This window comes from Microcoleus sp. Pol7_B2, assembly GCF_036701035.1.
In the GTDB taxonomy this organism is placed as follows: domain Bacteria; phylum Cyanobacteriota; class Cyanobacteriia; order Cyanobacteriales; family Microcoleaceae; genus Microcoleus.
In genome coordinates this window covers 13,461-30,422 of sequence record NZ_JAUBQB010000020.1, presented here as the reverse complement: position 1 = coordinate 30,422, position 16,962 = coordinate 13,461, and the positions used below count along the sequence as shown (strand labels likewise).

Sequence of the window (16,962 nt, the reverse complement as noted above, 5' to 3'; positions counted from 1 at the left end):
ACTGTTTTGCTTTGATGCCGTAGAGGAAGCTTATATATAGGCTCCTTAGCATCAGGGATTTTCACCTGAGTCTTTCAATCCTAGTTCTACCACATTTTTATCAAATATCAAGTCGAGCAGAATGTTAGCAAACATAAGTAAACATCAGCCAATTAGTCATTCTGTCTCAACTCATACCTAAAATCAGGGAACGAGCTCTGGTTTTTAGGTAATGCGGTCAGCGTTTTAGGCTTTGCCACTAGGGGATGTTAACATAACCAATAGAAATCTGGGAAAAAGCACCTGTGACTCTTGTGCTGTCTGAGTTCCGTCTGAATTGGGAGAGAGAGCCGATCGACCAAATAGTTGGGTTTCACCTCGACCTCTAAATACTTTACCCGAGTTCACGTCCTACCTAGTTTTGATTGTAAATTTACAATTGTGCTGTTTGCAGGTGAGTCCTCCAGCTTTTGTCAGATAGAGTCTTGGAGGCACAGACACTCTCATAACCTTGGTTTTTTTTCCCGACCCATCGCGCTGCACGCCATATTTTTGTACATCAAAGCGCTTTCTGCGTAAGTCATCACATAATTTACTTGCTCGATCGCACACTGCACCGATACAATAATCTTGTTAGCGATTTTTGAGTTGGGTGCGTAACTCAGTTGGATAGAGTAGCTGCCTTCTAAGCAGCGAGTCGCAGGTTCAAGTCCTGCCGTACCCGTTACACAAATTTAATGACATCAAGGGTTTCAGCACTTTTCTACCACCAAGGAAACAGCGGCTGAGATCTTATTTGCTTCGGATTTGTTTCCCCTGCCCGAATCCGAAACAAATCCGTGAAAAAGCGCCCCCTGCCAAACCGCGGCAAATCTTGCCGCTTCCGGGCGATAGACACTGCTACCCTTCTGAGTATATGCTTGCCACAGCGGATGTGGTATCATAAAAAGGCTATTGTGTCAATAGCCCAGATCCTGTGATGTTTAAACAGCACCAGCAGCAGGTTGTGGGCCGAGTAGCACTCAGGGGTTATCCTTAATAATCAGGCTAGTTTCCGACAGGTTTGGATATGTTCCCAGCAACTCTATTTCATATTCCCCAAAATTTAATGCTATTACTCGACCGCAGCGCGATCGACCGATTACAGCCCCTATTGGCGCAAGCAACCGGAATGCCTATAGTTGCATCGGAAAATACGGCAACAATTGCGCTCGTATTGGTTGCTATGGGAATTCTGGGTTGGGGATTTTATCGCGCCAGACCTTTTGGCAAACTGGGAATTTTGGCTTGGTTGCAGTCTGTTGCACTGATGAGTCCCTGGCTGCTGTTCTTTGGTTTGTTCGCCGCCGGAATTTACCTCAATCTAGTGGCGGTATTGTTGCTGCTAGTGGCATCGACGGGATTGTACATTTATCTGGGTCGGCAATTGCGTAAGGCTGCATCCGATACAGTGCTGCCACGGCCGGATGCTGGTGAGGTAAAGTCCCAAAGCGATGCTTTCTCGGCCCCTGAGTCGCAGCGACCACCAGGCCCAGAAACCATTAAGATCGTCACCTCGTCGCCTGCGAATAATGAATCAGAAATAATTCCCGTTCCAGTTGAAGACCTCAAGGCAATTAAAGGCATCTTTGGAATTGATACTTTCTTTGCCACAGAAACGATTCCCTATCAAGATGGGGTAATCTTGAAAGGCAATCTCCGGGGAGACCCTGAACAAGTACACTCACGCTTGACGGCAAGTTTGGAAGAAAGATTAAACGATCGCTACCGCCTATTTTTAGTAGAAAATCAGGACGATAAGCCGGTAGTTATTATCTTGCCCAGCACCAACGACCCGCAGCCAACAACCGTGTCTCAAAAAATCCTAGCCGTCGTGCTAATGCTGGCAACAATTGCTACTAGCTTAGAAACAGGCGGTTTGCTGCTAGGTTTCGATTTCTTTAACTCGCCGGCTAGATATCTAGAAGTTTTGCCAATTGCAGCCGGAATTTGGGCGGTTTTAGGCTCTGGGGAAATTGCTCGCCGAGTGCTGGCAAATCGGTACAAGGTTGGCTTGAGTTGGCCGTTTTTTATACCAACTTTGCAGATAGGTTGTTTTGGAGCGCTCGACCGTTTTGAGTCCCTGCTGCCCAACCGTAAAGTTTTGTTTGACATCGCTTTTGCCGGGTCAGCCGCTGGAGGGATAGTTTCTGTGCTAATGCTGGTAACGGGTTTGCTGCTGTCTCACCCCGGCAGTTTGTTTCAAATTCCCGCAGAATTTTTCAAGGGCTCGGTTTTGGTGGGAACTTTGGCAAAAGTGGTTTTGGGTTCGGCGTTGCAGCAGCAGATTGTTGACGTTCACCCGCTGGTAGTTATCGGTTGGTTGGGCTTGGTAATAACGGCGATTAATTTGATGCCGGCGGGACAGTTGGACGGGGGTAGAATCGTGCAAGCCATCTACGGTCGGAAAATAGCCAGTCGCACTACTTTAGCGACTTTTGTGGTGCTGGCCATCGTTTCTTTAGTTAACCCTTTGGCTCTGTATTGGGCGATCGTGATTCTGATTTTACAGCGGAATTTGGAGCGGCCGAGCCTCAACGAGCTGACTGAGCCTGACGACGCTCGCGCGGCTTTGGGTTTGCTAGCTTTGTTCTTGATGATTGCTGCCCTGTTGCCTTTGACTCCGGCTTTGGCTGGCCGTCTGGGAATCGGGAACTAGCAGTAGTCGGGCATCTTTGGTAATAGGCTCTTGGGTTGCGGTAAATTAGTGGAATATAGGAATTGAGCGCTCAAACTGGGAAATGAAGGGCGATCGGGTTCCTAACTACTAATTTCCAATTAAGACCCCCGCCCAGGGCAATTTATCTACTACCAAAAGTTGATTTATTTATAACCCAAAATTTGTTTAAACTTGATCGATTAAGTTTAAATAACTTATCTGAGCCTATAGGATAAAGTCATGGCTAATCAACTTCCTCCTGTATTGGTAACTTTTGATGCAGATGTTTTAATGACTGGCAGAACCCAAGTGTGGCAAGAATATTCCAAGGTGGGAACTTGCTATATCCCGGAAGTAGTGTACGACGAAATAGATCGTCTGACAGGGCAAGCGGTGGAAAAAGCTCAAGAGCAAGTAGCTAGAGAGTTTATGCGATTTTTTGCCGACAGCGGCTGGATTGCAACTGACGCTCAGGAAACACACCGAGCTCTCGAACCTTCGATTAAAAATCAAAGCAAGCCAGCAATGCTCGTGGTGGCTACGGCTCAGTGCGTTTACGGTTTGGCTCAGGAACACCCGGACGCATTGGTGATTTTTGTGTCCAACAGCCAGCCTCTGCTGAAGCGGCTGGCTTCTGTAGGCGCTACGAATCTCTGCGGGATTACCGGGGCGATGTTGTTAAATTGGGCGAGGAAAGGAGAACGCCCGCCGGCGGCGACTCAGCAATTGCAAAGTTTGATGCGTACCCTCGCCGAACGCAAATCGACTCAGCGCCCTAACAGCAGAATTCAGGATGCTGCTGTAGGCAAAACGGGGGCTTCTGCTAGCCAGTTAACGGGAACCCGCGGCGCTTCTGAATTGAAGTCGGCTAGCAGTTTTACTAAAACTAATAAAACGGGTTTGACTGAGAAGCGCAGTGCGAGTTCGCGCCCCAAAACGCCGCGGCGCAGTCGCGAGGAGTCGAGAGATTACGAGCCGGCTGTCTATCGCATTAAACATATTACACCTCCGAAAAAAAGGAACAGCGGTTTTCTGTCTACTGTGTTCAATTTTTTGGGAGCGTTATTTTTCTTGACGGTAGCGGTAGGTATTTTGTGGCGAGTGTTCGATGTTAGGGGTTTTAGAAAGACTTTTGTGCCGGCTCTACCACAGCCTGTGCAACAATTTGTTAAGTCTATCGACCCTAAATAATCTGGTTTTCTGAAACTTTCACCCTCAGATACGGCTGACTTGTGATTTCTGTCCTCGTTAATCTTGCACCTGGGGAAACTGGAATAGCACGCTTGGTTCACAAATTAGTTCCCTCCCCTAAATATAACGGTAAGGTTCTTGTGGCGCACCCTACGTTTAAAATTTCTGGCGTTTAGAATTTCTGGCCTTAGTCCGCTGGGAATTTTCAACTGCTACTATCACAATAGAAGATGAACACTTCACTTTAGTGCTCTAAAAATCCATCGCCATGCTGAACGGGAACGAAATAATTAGTGGAATAGCACTAGCTTTTGCGGGTTTTGCGTATGCTTTAGTATTTTTTGTTCTTCTTCCCTTCAGACAGTACGATTATGCAGCACCACTTGGGGCAATAGCAATGGCGATCGCCCTTACTCTAGCAATGAATTGGCTACTATCTGCATCGTTGCTAACTGGCTGGAGTTGGGTGGCTGCATTATTTGGTTTTCAGATAGCCCTGATGTTTTTTGGTAGCGTGTTTCTGGAAGATGGGCTGTACCTGCCAAATTTGTTGTTTTTTGGAACTATTATCGTAGGATATACGAGCGTTTATACCAGTTTTTCACAACAAAAAACGCTGGTAATTGTGGGTTTATGTACAGTATTTTTCCTAGCTTCAATGTACTTCTCTTTGATTGGCGGCTATTTGATCAAAGGCAAAAATCCGTTTCAGGGTTCTTCTATCCAGATGCTGCCGCTGTTGAATCAAAGGGTAGAAATTATCACTGACAATCCCAAACAATTGTATTTGAATGACCAAACAGGCGAACTCACGCATATTAACCGTTATGAGGTGACTGTGAAACTAGATTCTGAAGGAGACGAGAGATTGATGTGGCCCTATGTCAATGTTTGGTGGCAGGATATCAAGGCTGCTAGCGCACAGAAATCGCAGTAATTTATATCGTTTCGGGTTGCATCGGAATAATAAAATCGAGTTGACTGTTCACTGTCAACCGTCAACAGTCAACAATCAACAATCAACAATCATGAGCAGTGTAACCGGAATTTATCTCATTCACTCTTTAAAGCTGGTTCAGTTCCTTCTAGAGGTCGCACAATTGCGGGTTTATTGGTAGATTGTTGCTGAAAAAGTGCCTTGAGTGCCAAGTCAAGATTTTCTGCCATGACGATGCGGTTTTCGTAGGCAGCAATAACTCTGACTAAAGTTGGCAAACTATTGCGTTCTGCTTCTAAGTAAAGAGGTTCCACATACAGTAAAGATTGTTCAATGGGAATTACTAATAAGTTTCCTTGAAGTGCTTTGGAACCCTGGCGATTCCAGAGAGATATTTGTTCGGAAATAACAGGGTCTTGGTTAATTAAAGCTTCTATTTGTTCCGGGCCGTAAACTAATCGCTGTTTGGGGAACAGATACAGCAGCAATTTTCCGTAATCCCCACCATCCGAGCGTCCTGCAATCCAAGCAATTAAATTGTTGCGACTTACTGGTGTAAATGGCAGCAGCAAAATAAATTCTTCTGCTGCTTCCGTTGGCAGTTTCGTAATCAAATAATACGGTGCTACGGGCTGCTGTTCGCTGCCATAAATTTCATTGGGAACTCGCCACAAATCCTCCCGATTGTAAAACACTTGCGGGTCATCCATATGATAAGTTAGCAAACGTTCGGATTGAAGGCTCAACAAATCTACTGGATATCTGATATGTTTGCGGAGAGCCGGAGGCATTTTGTCAAGGGGTTTGAAGAGTCCAGGAAAGATAGAAATCCAACTGTTAATAATCGGATCGGAGGGATAGGCAACGTAGAAGTCAACAGACCCGTTGTAGGCATCAATCACTACTTTAACGGAGTTGCGAATGTAGTTAAACTCATGATTTCCCGGGTCAGAATACGGATAGCGATCGCTCGCTGTATAGGCATCGATAATCCAGTAAAGATAGTTGGGAGATTTCTCAGTAGCCGAGGGTGAAGGTTTAATCTTCTTGCCATTTTCATCTTTTTCTTTTTCTATATCATCATTGCTAAGATTGGCGTTTGCTACTACTAAATACGGATCGGAATCGTAGCGCAAAAAAGGAGCGATCGCCCGGACTCTTTTGTTAATGTTTCGGCGGTACAGTAATTTAGTTTCTGGCGTAAAATTGCGCGTCAGCGCCATTTGCCAATTTTTGAGATAATTAGCAAACAGCCAGCGCCGCCACCTAGAACCGATCGCAATTCCGCCCTTACCGCTGTAAGTATTGTAAACATTTTCTTCGCCGCTGGGATAGTCGAATTCTTGGACTTTTGTGGGCGCCATCGCGTCTGTATCGGTGATTTCGCCGTAGTAAATTCGCGGGTAGCCGATCGGAATACTGGCCCGAATTCGATCGCTGGTTATTTCCAAAGCAGTCTCTCCTTTCTGGGCTGCAACTCCAATATCTTTGACAAAATAATCGGGTAAACCGCCGACACCGACTGTATTTACCGGAGAAATAGTAAAACCGTAACCGTGAGTGTACACCAGGTGTTCGTTTACCCAAGTTTGAGCTTCGGGGGCAACTGCTGTGTAATCTAATTCCCGCGCTGCCAGAAACACTTGTTGGCTTTCAGAATCTCCCTTTTTTGCTTTTTCATTTTTGATTGTGTAGCGCTCGATATCCGCATCAGGAAATGTATAGTAGGGTCGGATTTGCTGTAACTGTCGGTTGGTTTGCAGCAGCGGTAGCTTGTCCCACAGCCGGATGTTGCTAATAGTAAGTTTATTTTTTTCTAAGTCGGCATAAGTAAGTTTTCCGGCGGGATCGAAAGTTTTTATTTCTATATTGTTGAGGTCAAAGGCTTCTTGAGTAAAGGCAATACTGCGCTGAATGTAGGGCTTTTCTCGTGCTAGTTCGTTGGGTTTAACTAGGAGTTGCTGCACAATTGTTGGCATCAGCCAACTTCCCAATAAACTTAAAGTTATCCACGCTAAAGTAATCTTTTTTATGAGTTCATTTTTAATTTTGAGTTGGTAAACCTGGCACAGCATCAAAAGTGCGATCGCCCCCGCCAAAATACTCAAAAATCCGTAGCAGGGCAGCCGCACCGTTACGTCAGCATAATTTGCCCCGTAAGTAACGTCTCCCCGCGAATACAGCAATGCGTAGCGCCCCAGCCAGTAGCGGAATGCGGCGGCTAGCATTGAAGCTGCACCCAACCCGTACAAGTGTCGCTGCTGCGATCGAGAAAACCCCGAAAATCTCCCTTGACTCAGGCTATTTCCCGACAGCAAATATGTTAAAGCACAAGATACTAAACTGTACAAAAATACAACTGTCAGCCAGAAGCTTAGCAAATCTAGTATTGGCAAAATAAATACATAAAAGCTAATATTTTGATTAAAAAGAGGGTCGGTTGTGTTAAAATTAGTAGGGTGAAAATATTGCAAAACATTTGTCCAGCGACTGGCGACAATAAGCCCAATCGCCAAACTGAGAAAAAGGGCGATCGCCTGCAGCCAAAAATCAGGCTTAATTGCCACAGCTAACATTGCCCCCACCAGCAAGCCCAACTGCCACCAGTGAGAAAATAGCTGCACAGCTATTTGCTGGATTGACTCAATTCCCAACTGCACGGGCGGTGCAGGCAAATTGCCAGCTATACCGAAATAGGTGAGGCTGTTTGCAGCTAACAGCCCGCAGTGAATTACTATAAAAGTTGCGATCGAACTCAATCCGAATACCGTCAACAGCAGCCAGGAAAAGGTAATTTGGGATTTAGCAACAGGTAATTCGTAATTCTTCCCAGCTTTGTTAGCCCTCAGTGAAGCGAATAGCGCCCCCGCAACCGGCGATTTCATTTCCTCTGCGGGATGTTGCAGGCGGCGGGCTAAAGCTAAATTTCCGAGCAAATAGACAGAAGAAACAGCAATTGCGATCGTCCCCAGCAACCCTTGAGTTTTCAGCTTTAATAGAAAAACCTGAAGATATCCAACTTCCTGAAACCAGAGAATTTCTGCCGCAATGCGGGAGGCAAACTCCAAAACCAGCCACAACCCTACAATCGATAAAATTAAGGGATAAATTCGCCTTCTTAAAGTCATAACAATCAGCTAGAAGTAGGGACATTGCATTGCCCATATCTGTCAACTTAACCCAAAACCTCACTCTTAGACGTAAGTCCAATGCTAATAGATCGAGTCCTCGGAATGAAGAGTAATTAACTAATCACTTCTTCAATCCTATGCAATAGGACTTGAGCTTTGAGCCAGCGCTTGAAACCCTGTCTAACTGATAGTTGAGTGCTAAGCTGATAGCAACGGACAAATGCGTAAGTCCCTACACATATAACGTGCAATTAACCGAATGTGAATCGAAAATTGAATCGAAAAAACTCCAGCTAGCTGTACTGCTGATTGACATCCACATCCAAATTAAACAGTGTTTGCAAAGTTTGCATCGCTTGTCGCCGCGCCTCAATATCCTGCTGAGCGCGCAACTGTACCATCGGATCGTGCAAAATCTTATTCACAATCCCCCTTGTTAAAGATTCAATCACGTCTTGATGTTTCTCCGAAAATTCCGAACCCAGACGCGATAAAGCTTTTTCTAACTCTTGTTCCCGAATCAATTCTATCTTATCCCGCAAACAGCTAATAGTAGGAACCGTTTCCAGACTGCGCCACCAGAGATCAAAAGCCTCTACTTCCTGTTCCAGCAAGCCCTGAGCTTCCATTGCCATTTTGCGGCGGCTTTCGTGATTTTGAGCTACCACTGCTTTCAAGTCGTCCACATTAAACGATCGCACATTAGCGAGTTCATTCGCATCTGAGTCAATGTTGCGTGGCACAGAAATATCCACCAACATCAAAGGGCGATTCGGGTCTAAAACCGATTCCAATTTAGCTTTATTTAACAGTGGCTCGGTAGCTGCCGTACTGGTAAAAACCAAGTCAGAATTGGCAATTATCTGCATCATTTCCGAGAGTTGATACAGGTGCAATTCAGCATCTTTAAACTGACCGGCTAACTCCAGGGCGCCCCGCACAGAGCGGTTAACGATCGAAATATGGCTAGCTCCTTTTGAGAGCAAATGCTGCACCAAAAGCCGCGACATTTTGCCAGCACCGATAATTGCAATTTTGCTGCTTGCTAAATGCTGACCCTTCATTTGAGCCAATTCTGCTGCCGCCGAACTAATCGAAACTGCACCGGTACCGATGCTAGTTTCTGTGCGAACTCGCTTCCCTGCTGTGAGAGCTTGCTTGAACAAGCGCTCTAAAATTCTGCCTACACCTTTGTACTGCTGGGCGAGTTTGTGAGTTTGTTTCACCTGAGCCAAAATTTGTCCTTCTCCGAGCACCAAACTGTCGAGACCAGAAGCGACTCGCATCAAGTGCATCACCGCATCTTCGTGCAGCAAAATAAACAGGTGAGGGCGCAAAGACTGCAAAGGAACTTTACTGCATTCTGAAAGGAACTGAATAACCTCTCGCACACCCGGTTCCGACTCGCTGGTAACAATATAAATCTCTAAGCGGTTGCAAGTGCTGAGAATAGCAACCTCTTGAATGTGCGGGTAGCCGCGCAATTGGGCGATCGCCGCTTCAACTTTGTGTTCTGGAATGCTTAGTTTTTCGCGAACTTCTACCGGCGCTGTTTTGTGGCTGAGACCTACGACTGCAATATTCATATCTGTGATTTGTCACTATTTCTTTCTTAGTTGTTAACAGTCACCTGTTATTAGTTCTTAGTTTATCGCTAATTGCTAATCATCGGTGACTGTTAACCGTTAACTGTTAATTGTTAACATTTAACTGTTAACCACTAACTAATCACTAATTCAATTGCAAAGATTTCGGCTGGTCAAACATATGGATTGTATCCACAAACCGAGCAGTTTTTGACTGAGAAGAAATTACCAAACTTTCAGTGCGAGCGCCACCGCCAAAGAAGCGAACTCCATCCATCAACGTTCCGGGAGTAATCCCGCAAGCTGCAAACAGAACTGTTTCTCCAGATGCCAACTCTTCAGCATTGTAAATCTTGTCTGGGTCTGTGATGCCCATGTCTTTAAGTCGAGCGATATTGCTCTCTTTGCTTTCACCGATCAAACCAGTTTTTACAACAGCCGGATCGTAAATTAACTGTCCTTGGAAGTGACCGCCCAAGCAGCGCATTGCTGCTGCGGAAATCACACCTTCGGGTGCAGCGCCAATACCCATAAGTGCGTGGATGTTGGAACCAGAAAACGCGCAAGAAATCGCTGCCGAAACGTCGCCGTCGCTGATCAACCGAACTCTTGCACCCGCTTGCCGAATTTCATTAATTAAATCTTTGTGTCGGGGGCGATCCATGACCACCACCACCAAATCTTCAATACTGCGGCCGAGACAATCAGAGATAATTTTGAGGTTTTGAGTCGGCGTTTTGCGAATATCTACATGATTCTTAGCAGCCGCAGGAGCAGCCAATTTGTTCATGTAGAAATCCGGTGCCGCAAACAAACCACCTTTTTCAGAGATTGCCAAAACTGCCATCGAACCGTTTTGACCGTAAGCGACCAGGTTAGTACCTTCGCAGGGGTCAACAGCGATGTCAATTTCGATCAATTCATCTATGTTGCAGACATCTTTGGCATCTTCGCGGGTACAAATACCTACTTGTTCACCGATGTAAAGCATTGGTGCGTCATCGCGTTCGCCTTCGCCGATCACGATGCGACCGCGCATATGAATTTTGTTCATGCGCTCCCGCATGGCTTCTACAGCCACTCTGTCGGCTTCATCTTTCTCGCCTTTGCCCATCAAGCGAGCGGAGGCGATGGCTGCCTGCTCAACTACTTCGATAATCTCTAAACCGATTACATTGTCCACGAACTAGATCCTCCCAACTGCTGATGCGTGCCTTGTGCTCTTTTGCACTCCCAGCCATCAAGTTTATCAGAGGCGGGGATCTCTGCGAGCGCAAGCACTTGCTTAGTTTGTGTTAACTTTTGCTTCTTTGAGACTGGGGCTGGAAAATCTGATCCCAACAAGCTCAAAGAGCGATCGCCCCAATACTTGACTCTTGCTTGGAGGATCGCACGCTAGCCCCGTCTGAGCGCTAAATCGCGGAGTCCAGAGGTTCCGGGGAAGCGAGGGGCTGTTTCAGGCAACTTGTCATCCCGAGTGCCGTTAAAGGTTTTATGATTAGTTTGCGATCGCACGATTTCTCAGAAACCTGGTGGCTAGACCGGATTTATCGTTACTAAACCCAATCTTTTGGTAGAAACCGGGTTTCGGAGGGTAAGTCCTAATGATGATCACAAATCAAATGGACAGCCCCAAATCGGGACGCAGTAGACTTTATCAGCGGGAAACAATAAAAAATGATGATGAAAGCCCAAGATATTATGACAACAGAAGTTGTTACCATTCGCGGTTCAGCAACGGTAGCTGAAGCGGTGGCGATGATGAACGATTTGTGTTTGCGCGCTTTAATTGTCGAACGTCGCCACGAACAAGACGCATACGGCATTGTCACGGAAACGGATATTGTCTATAAAGTAGCAGCCTACGGAGTAGACCCCAAAAAAGTCCGCGTCTTCGAGATTATGACCAAACCGTGCATCACGGTGAATCCAGACTTGGGCGTGGAATACGTGGCTAGGTTGTTCGCGAACACCCGCATCCGCCGGGCGCCGGTGATTAAGGACGAGCTAGTGGGCATTATTTCGGTCACGGATATATTGACAAAAAGCGATTTTGTCGAGAAGCCGAAGAGTATTTTATTTGACGAAGAAATCGAACAGGCGATCGCGGATGCCAGAACTATCTGTGCCGAGAAAGGCGCTACTTCTAGAGAGTGCGCGGTAGCGTGGGATATTGTAGAGGAAATGCAGGCTGAGGCTTCTCACCAGCGATCGATGAAGCTTGAGAAAACGGCTTTTGACCAGTATTGCGAGGAAAATCCCGAGGCGGCTGAAGCGCGGATGTACGACAGTTAATTTAGTCATTAGTTATTAGTTATTAGTTATCAACTCTTATTTATGGATTGATAACTAATAGCTAATTATCGGAAAGAGCTTTTTTTCTGAGAGCCTCACGAAAAATAAAAATCTTAAGTGTTTGGCTCAGTCATACAAAACACGTTCAGCTTATTCCCATCAAGATCGCGAAAATATCCCGCATAAAACCCCGGCAACACGCCTCTTTGCCCCGCCGCTCCTTCATCCTTAGCCCCAAGTTCGATCGCTTTGTTATAAACTAAGTTGACTTTTTCGGGACTGTCAACTTGAAGAGCTATCATTACTCCATTCCCAACAGTTGCTCTGTTACCATCAAAGGGTTTTGTAATAGCAAGTGCTGGTCGCTCTGGAGAAACGCTCCATGCGATAAATCCCTCGAATTCCATGAATCGTCGAGCGCCAATTTCAGCAAGCAAAGCATCATAAAACTTTGCTGCCGTTTCAATATCGTTGGTACCGAGTGTAACGTATCCGATCATATTTTTGGTCTTCTAACTGATGTTAAGATTAAAAAAATGTTTGAGCAAATAACAACTGAGTTAAACTGATCCTTATAAAACCACAGCTACAACTCAAACATCATTTTAGATCATAACTCAAACTATCTCGGTTTTCTCCGATCCAATGATTTATTGCCGATCGCTAATACATTCGGGAGTGTCTCTAGTGGGGCTGTTGACGATCGCACTTACCGCTTTTGCTTTCATGGCTTCGGACGCATAGGGCTTTAACAAGGGCAAAACATCCTGAGCATTTTTAACAGCAGGATCTAGCCACTGTTCCCAATCGCTGTCTGGGAGAATCACCGGCATTCGATCGTGCATCGGCTGCACTGTTTCGTTAGCCTCGGTAGTAATTATACTGCAAGATACAATGTTTTCTTTTTCTGGAGATTCCCAATTTTCCCACAAACCGGCAAACGCAAAAGGTTCGCCGTCTGCCTTTTGAAAATAGTAAGGCTGTTTGTTCTTTCCCTGCTGTTGCCATTCGTAGAAGCCGTCAGCGACTATCAAACATCGCCTGTGCTTGATGGCGCTGCGAAAAGCAGGTTTTTCGGCTACTGTTTCCGATCGCGCATTGATCATCTTGCTGCCCATTTTCATGTCTTTTGCCCAACTGGGAATCAAACCCCAGCGCATAAATTGAAACTGTCGCTGCATTTTTTCTTTTTCAACTGTTACTGTGGCAACTGATTGAGTTGGGGCGATATTGTATCGCGGTTTGATGTCTGGAACTTCCGACAGTTTGAAGAATTCGGCGATGATTTGACCTGAAGTAGTTAAAGTGTATCGTCCACACATAATTTATAATTGGTATTAACAAAAAGGTAGATTGCGATTTACCGTTGGGCGGGGCGGGTTTTCTAGATTATTGGTGTTAGGCAAAGATGGTTTGTAAAACCCGCCCCTACGACACATTGCTAAATTGTGGAACATTCGCAGACAACCATTCGGCGCGCAACTTTTCAATAGCTAATTCTTTAAATTTAGCTTCTACTTCAATCCAAGGAGCTTGATAATAGCAATTAGGCATTTCTGTAATTAAATCACTGTGGCGCGGATCGGCAAAAAATTCTCTGCCATTCGATATGTGTACTAATTGCCATTCAGGAACAGACCAAGTTGTGCGGGCTGCTGCGAGCATTTCTGCCACACTGGGCTCGTCGTAAGTTTCTAAATGTTCGTGAATGACGTGGTGGTGGGCGTCAAAAACCATTGGTACGCCTGTGTCGAGACAAACTTCTAAAATTTCCGAGGAACTGTAAGCGTATTCGTCATTTTCAAAGGTTAAGCGCGATCGAATTGATTCGGGTAAATCGCGGATGACTGACTTGAGTTGCGAAGTACGATCGCTCTTGCCGCCGTGAATGTTCATCAGTGCCTGGGGTGATCGGGGCTGTCCCAAGATATCTAAAATTAAAGCATGAGTGGCGAGAATTTTAATGCTGTTTGCAACGACATCAGGCTTGTCGGAACTGAGCACGACAAATTGATCGGGGTGGAGTACCAAACGGATGCCCAAAGACAAAGCGCGATCGCCCGTATTCCGCAATTCCTCAGTCATGGAGTGTAGCACTGCTTCCCCCAAATCTGTATCTGCAAAAGGGAACAGTGCAGAAGTCATGCGGTAGAGCTTAATTTGATTAGCAAAACAGAAGTCGATCGCTTTGTCAAGCCGTTTTAAGTTGTCTGTATAAAGCTCGCGCAATACCGTTTCTTGTTCAGTTCCCGAAAGCTGTAAAAGTCGCTTCCGGGTGACAGTGCGAAAGCGCACTGCATCGGATGTTGTAATACAAACTAATCCCAATTCCGGCAATTTTTCCTGTTCCACTACTTGGTTAATCCCGCTCATTTAGCAATAATCCCTAACTTTAATTTTATGTTAAATAGGTTTTTCATAAGGACTTGAGTTCTTAGTCTTGAAGTTTTTAGGTACTACTGAACCTGCCCAAAGAGTCCGGCAGAGATTGAAATCGCTGGCGGACTCTGGAAGTGCAAGATGTAATTAGTACCAACCTAATTTTTATCAAACCTCTAATCAACCGCGTTGCAGATAGCATATCGATGCCAATTTAATCGATATAACTATTGCTGTTCTTGGCGAGAATCAGCCTCTTCGTCGGGCCGCGCGGTGGCAACAGGATTTTCCATTGCTTCGTTATGGAACGGATAACCGGATGTTTCTTGATTTAGCGGATCAGCGGGTTGGTCTTCAGGGGATGTAATTTGACCGTTAGTGTTGGTATTGGGTTTTGTGGAAGAGCCTTTATGGCTGGCGTGACCGCTACTCATCTTTTTTTCCTCAATTAGGTTTATCGAACAATTTCTAGCTTAGACTTAGCTGCTGCGGGCGATCGCCTATCTTAAGTCAGAGATGTTGCTTAATAGTTGAGGATGCTATAGCACTCCTGGCATCAATTGTGAAATATTTCTCTTCTATTCTCAAGATTCGCGTCAATAGCGTGTTCGCGATTCGTTCACAAAAAAAGCCAGTTGCGCCTTTCCCGAAAGGATTGCTATATCTCCGGATTTGCCCCATTTCCTCTTTGCCATCAACTCCGCAAACGCCCTGATCTGAGAATGCTAATAATTAACCAAAAACCCAAAAAACTCGCGGCCCCAAACAAACCAGTGCTCAGAAAAGATAGCTGAGAAGTTTGCGCGTTAGAAGAAATAATTGCCGCCCCCACAATCAGCGAACCCACTACAATACTAAAAGAAAGTCGGTTCGCAGAATCCCCCAGAGTGCGGCGTAGCGGATCGAGTTCTTTTAGTGTCAAATTCCACTTCAAAGTTTCCGAAGTAACCCGGTCTAAAAGCACTTCCACCTGTCGCGGAGATTGCAAAGATAAGCTTTTGAGATCGAGAGCTGTTCTCAACAGAGCTTGTATCGGGTCATCTCCTAATAACTGACGCCGAAACATATCGGTCATCAGCGGTTTGACCTGCTCTACAATATTAAATCTGGGATTAAAAGAGCGCGCCAGTCCTTCCAAATTCGCTAGAGTTTTTGCATACAAACCGAGATTGCTGGGCAGCCGAATTTTATTTTTGCGGGTGATTTCCAGCACCTCATAAAAAATTTCCGACAAGTTCATTTGCGACAAGCTCACATTGTAATACTTGCGTAGCATTCGAGCCAAATCGTTCTCTAGATTAACTAAACTTGTCGGCTGAGCAAATTCTGCCATTTCCAAAGTTAATTGAGCGCAGCGCTGAGCATCTAAATCTACAATTGCCAGCAACATTTCTGTCAAATTCTGCTGAGTGCGCGGGTCTAATCGGCCGACCATGCCGCAGTCCAGCAAAGCTATCCGGCTGTCGGTTAGATAAAATAAATTGCCGGGATGCGGGTCGGCGTGAAAGAATCCGTCGATATATAACTGCTGGAAGAAAACGCGGCAAAGTAGCGTTGTAATTTCTTCGCGTTCGGCATTTATATCTCCTTTGTGGCGAACTCCTTGCAAATCGCCTAACAAAATCGGGACTCCGTTCAGCCACTCCATTACTAAGAGTTTTTTTGTAGTTAACTCCCAGTTAATTTCTGGTAGGACAACTTGTGTGGGGTCAAACCATTTACTTTTAGATAAATTGCGGCGCAGTTCGTCTGTGTAGCTGGCTTCTTGAATGAAGTCTAGTTCTGCACGCAGGGCGATCGCAAATTCTTCAGCTAGGGCGACAATATCGTATTGTTGACCGAAGTCTGTGAGCATGACAAGTTCTGCCAAACCTCGGAGGACGGCGATGTCTTGTTCGATGACAATCTCAATACCGGGACGCTGAACTTTGAGGGCGACTTCGCGGCCGTCTTTTAAAGTAGCTTTGTGGGTTTGGGCGATCGAACCTGCGGCGACGGCTTCGGTGTTAAATTTGGCGAAGGTATTTTCGAGAGATTGTGTGAGTTCCTGGCGGACGATTGCTTCTACTTGTGACCACGGTACGGGCGGTACTTCCGCTTGTAGCGTGGAGAGGATTTCGATGTAGCTGGCCGGTAAAAGGTCGGGACGGGTGCTCAGCAATTGTCCCAATTTGACAAATACTGGGCCTAATTCGACGAGGATGTTGCGGAGAACTGCTGGAGTTGGGAGACTGGGTGCGTCGGTTTTGCGGCCGGTTAGGAGGCTTTTCATGTAGTCCCAACCGTTGCGGAAGACGACCTCTAGAATTTCTCCTTTGCGAGAAGTGTTTTGAACTAGGCTAAACAAGGGGCCTCCGGGTCGATCGGGTTTAAGGGCTATATAACTACTAGGATAGCGCTGTTGACCGGGCTGACCAGTGTCTTGGGGAATAACTTGGGGGAAATAGTGGGAATGGGCGTGACAGCTTTCGGGTGTGGGGGCGATCGGTTTTTGGCTTCGGCATTACTCCTCATAGTAATATACATTTAAAGCATACATAATATTTTTATAATTAAAAACTTATACGTCAATAAATTTAATTATATAAGTAAAGTAAATATTCAGATTTAGGAAGGGTCAAGAAGATGAGTGCAGTTGATGTAATATTTACAATTTTTGAGTCGAGTAATGAAGGTTTAGAATAGTGGGAAGTATCTACGAGTTGGCGGTGTGATGAGGGATGCACAGAAGCAGCCGCCTGAAATAGTTGCTATGTTGCCTGAAGT

General features: G+C 45.7%; 12 protein-coding genes and 1 tRNA gene. 5 read left to right on the top strand and 8 right to left on the bottom strand.

Going from position 1 to position 16,962, the window contains the following annotated elements:
- The first annotated feature begins 629 nt into the window (after nucleotides 1-629).
- From QUA57_RS10600 to QUA57_RS10585, 4 genes are all read left to right on the top strand, one after another.
- Nucleotides 630-703 (top strand) — tRNA-Arg (locus QUA57_RS10600).
- 345 nt (nucleotides 704-1,048) lie between these two features.
- Nucleotides 1,049-2,677, top strand: coding sequence for a site-2 protease family protein (locus QUA57_RS10595; protein ID WP_333060759.1), 1,629 nt, complete (start codon nucleotides 1,049-1,051; stop codon nucleotides 2,675-2,677).
- Nucleotides 2,678-2,917: 240 nt separating this feature from the next.
- A complete protein-coding gene (locus QUA57_RS10590; protein ID WP_333060758.1) occupies nucleotides 2,918-3,868 on the top strand; it encodes a PIN domain-containing protein in 951 nt (316 codons plus the stop codon).
- A gap of 268 nt (nucleotides 3,869-4,136) precedes the next feature.
- Nucleotides 4,137-4,805, top strand: coding sequence for a hypothetical protein (locus QUA57_RS10585; RefSeq protein WP_333060757.1), 669 nt, complete (start codon nucleotides 4,137-4,139; stop codon nucleotides 4,803-4,805).
- 116 nt (nucleotides 4,806-4,921) lie between these two features.
- Here QUA57_RS10585 and QUA57_RS10580 read toward each other — a convergent pair whose 3' ends face one another.
- The 3 genes from QUA57_RS10580 to glpX all read right to left on the bottom strand — a co-directional run bounded on the left by QUA57_RS10580 (nucleotide 4,922) and on the right by glpX (nucleotide 10,705).
- On the bottom strand, nucleotides 4,922-7,933 hold the full coding sequence (locus tag QUA57_RS10580) for a UPF0182 family protein (RefSeq protein ID WP_333060756.1): 3,012 nt from the start codon (nucleotides 7,931-7,933) through the stop codon (nucleotides 4,922-4,924).
- Between the two features lie 296 nt (nucleotides 7,934-8,229).
- Complete coding sequence (locus QUA57_RS10575; RefSeq protein ID WP_333060755.1) at nucleotides 8,230-9,522, bottom strand: glutamyl-tRNA reductase; 1,293 nt, start codon at nucleotides 9,520-9,522, stop codon at nucleotides 8,230-8,232.
- 145 nt (nucleotides 9,523-9,667) lie between these two features.
- A complete protein-coding gene (glpX, locus tag QUA57_RS10570) occupies nucleotides 9,668-10,705 on the bottom strand; it encodes a class II fructose-bisphosphatase (protein ID WP_333038520.1) in 1,038 nt (345 codons plus the stop codon).
- A gap of 494 nt (nucleotides 10,706-11,199) precedes the next feature.
- On the opposite strand from glpX, the gene QUA57_RS10565 reads away from it, so the two are divergent.
- Nucleotides 11,200-11,817, top strand: a complete 618-nt coding sequence (locus QUA57_RS10565) for a CP12 domain-containing protein (RefSeq protein WP_333038521.1) — start codon at nucleotides 11,200-11,202, stop codon at nucleotides 11,815-11,817.
- Between the two features lie 113 nt (nucleotides 11,818-11,930).
- Here QUA57_RS10565 and QUA57_RS10560 read toward each other — a convergent pair whose 3' ends face one another.
- The 5 genes from QUA57_RS10560 to QUA57_RS10540 form a co-directional block, all read right to left on the bottom strand.
- On the bottom strand, nucleotides 11,931-12,317 hold the full coding sequence (locus tag QUA57_RS10560) for a VOC family protein (RefSeq protein WP_333060754.1): 387 nt from the start codon (nucleotides 12,315-12,317) through the stop codon (nucleotides 11,931-11,933).
- Nucleotides 12,318-12,467: 150 nt separating this feature from the next.
- On the bottom strand, nucleotides 12,468-13,139 hold the full coding sequence (locus tag QUA57_RS10555) for an SOS response-associated peptidase (RefSeq protein ID WP_333060753.1): 672 nt from the start codon (nucleotides 13,137-13,139) through the stop codon (nucleotides 12,468-12,470).
- A gap of 106 nt (nucleotides 13,140-13,245) precedes the next feature.
- Complete coding sequence (gene uvsE, locus QUA57_RS10550) at nucleotides 13,246-14,190, bottom strand: UV DNA damage repair endonuclease UvsE (RefSeq protein ID WP_333060752.1); 945 nt, start codon at nucleotides 14,188-14,190, stop codon at nucleotides 13,246-13,248.
- Between the two features lie 233 nt (nucleotides 14,191-14,423).
- On the bottom strand, nucleotides 14,424-14,630 hold the full coding sequence (locus QUA57_RS10545; RefSeq protein ID WP_333060751.1) for a hypothetical protein: 207 nt from the start codon (nucleotides 14,628-14,630) through the stop codon (nucleotides 14,424-14,426).
- Between the two features lie 260 nt (nucleotides 14,631-14,890).
- A complete protein-coding gene (locus QUA57_RS10540; RefSeq protein ID WP_333060750.1) occupies nucleotides 14,891-16,543 on the bottom strand; it encodes an AarF/ABC1/UbiB kinase family protein in 1,653 nt (550 codons plus the stop codon).
- Nucleotides 16,544-16,962: the final 419 nt, after the last annotated feature.

What these genes read in the sequence shown, in the direction of transcription:
- QUA57_RS10590 (WP_333060758.1), top strand. Translation starts at nt 2,918, where the DNA reads ATGGCTAATCAACTTCCTCCTGTATTGGTAACTTTTGATGCAGATGTT.
- QUA57_RS10580 (WP_333060756.1), bottom strand. Translation starts at nt 7,933, where the DNA reads ATGACTTTAAGAAGGCGAATTTATCCCTTAATTTTATCGATTGTAGGG.
- QUA57_RS10595 (WP_333060759.1), top strand. Translation starts at nt 1,049, where the DNA reads ATGTTCCCAGCAACTCTATTTCATATTCCCCAAAATTTAATGCTATTA.
- QUA57_RS10560 (WP_333060754.1), bottom strand. Translation starts at nt 12,317, where the DNA reads ATGATCGGATACGTTACACTCGGTACCAACGATATTGAAACGGCAGCA.
- QUA57_RS10575 (WP_333060755.1), bottom strand. Translation starts at nt 9,522, where the DNA reads ATGAATATTGCAGTCGTAGGTCTCAGCCACAAAACAGCGCCGGTAGAA.
- uvsE (WP_333060752.1), bottom strand. Translation starts at nt 14,190, where the DNA reads ATGAGCGGGATTAACCAAGTAGTGGAACAGGAAAAATTGCCGGAATTG.
- QUA57_RS10555 (WP_333060753.1), bottom strand. Translation starts at nt 13,139, where the DNA reads ATGTGTGGACGATACACTTTAACTACTTCAGGTCAAATCATCGCCGAA.
- QUA57_RS10585 (WP_333060757.1), top strand. Translation starts at nt 4,137, where the DNA reads ATGCTGAACGGGAACGAAATAATTAGTGGAATAGCACTAGCTTTTGCG.
- QUA57_RS10545 (WP_333060751.1), bottom strand. Translation starts at nt 14,630, where the DNA reads ATGAGTAGCGGTCACGCCAGCCATAAAGGCTCTTCCACAAAACCCAAT.
- QUA57_RS10565 (WP_333038521.1), top strand. Translation starts at nt 11,200, where the DNA reads ATGATGATGAAAGCCCAAGATATTATGACAACAGAAGTTGTTACCATT.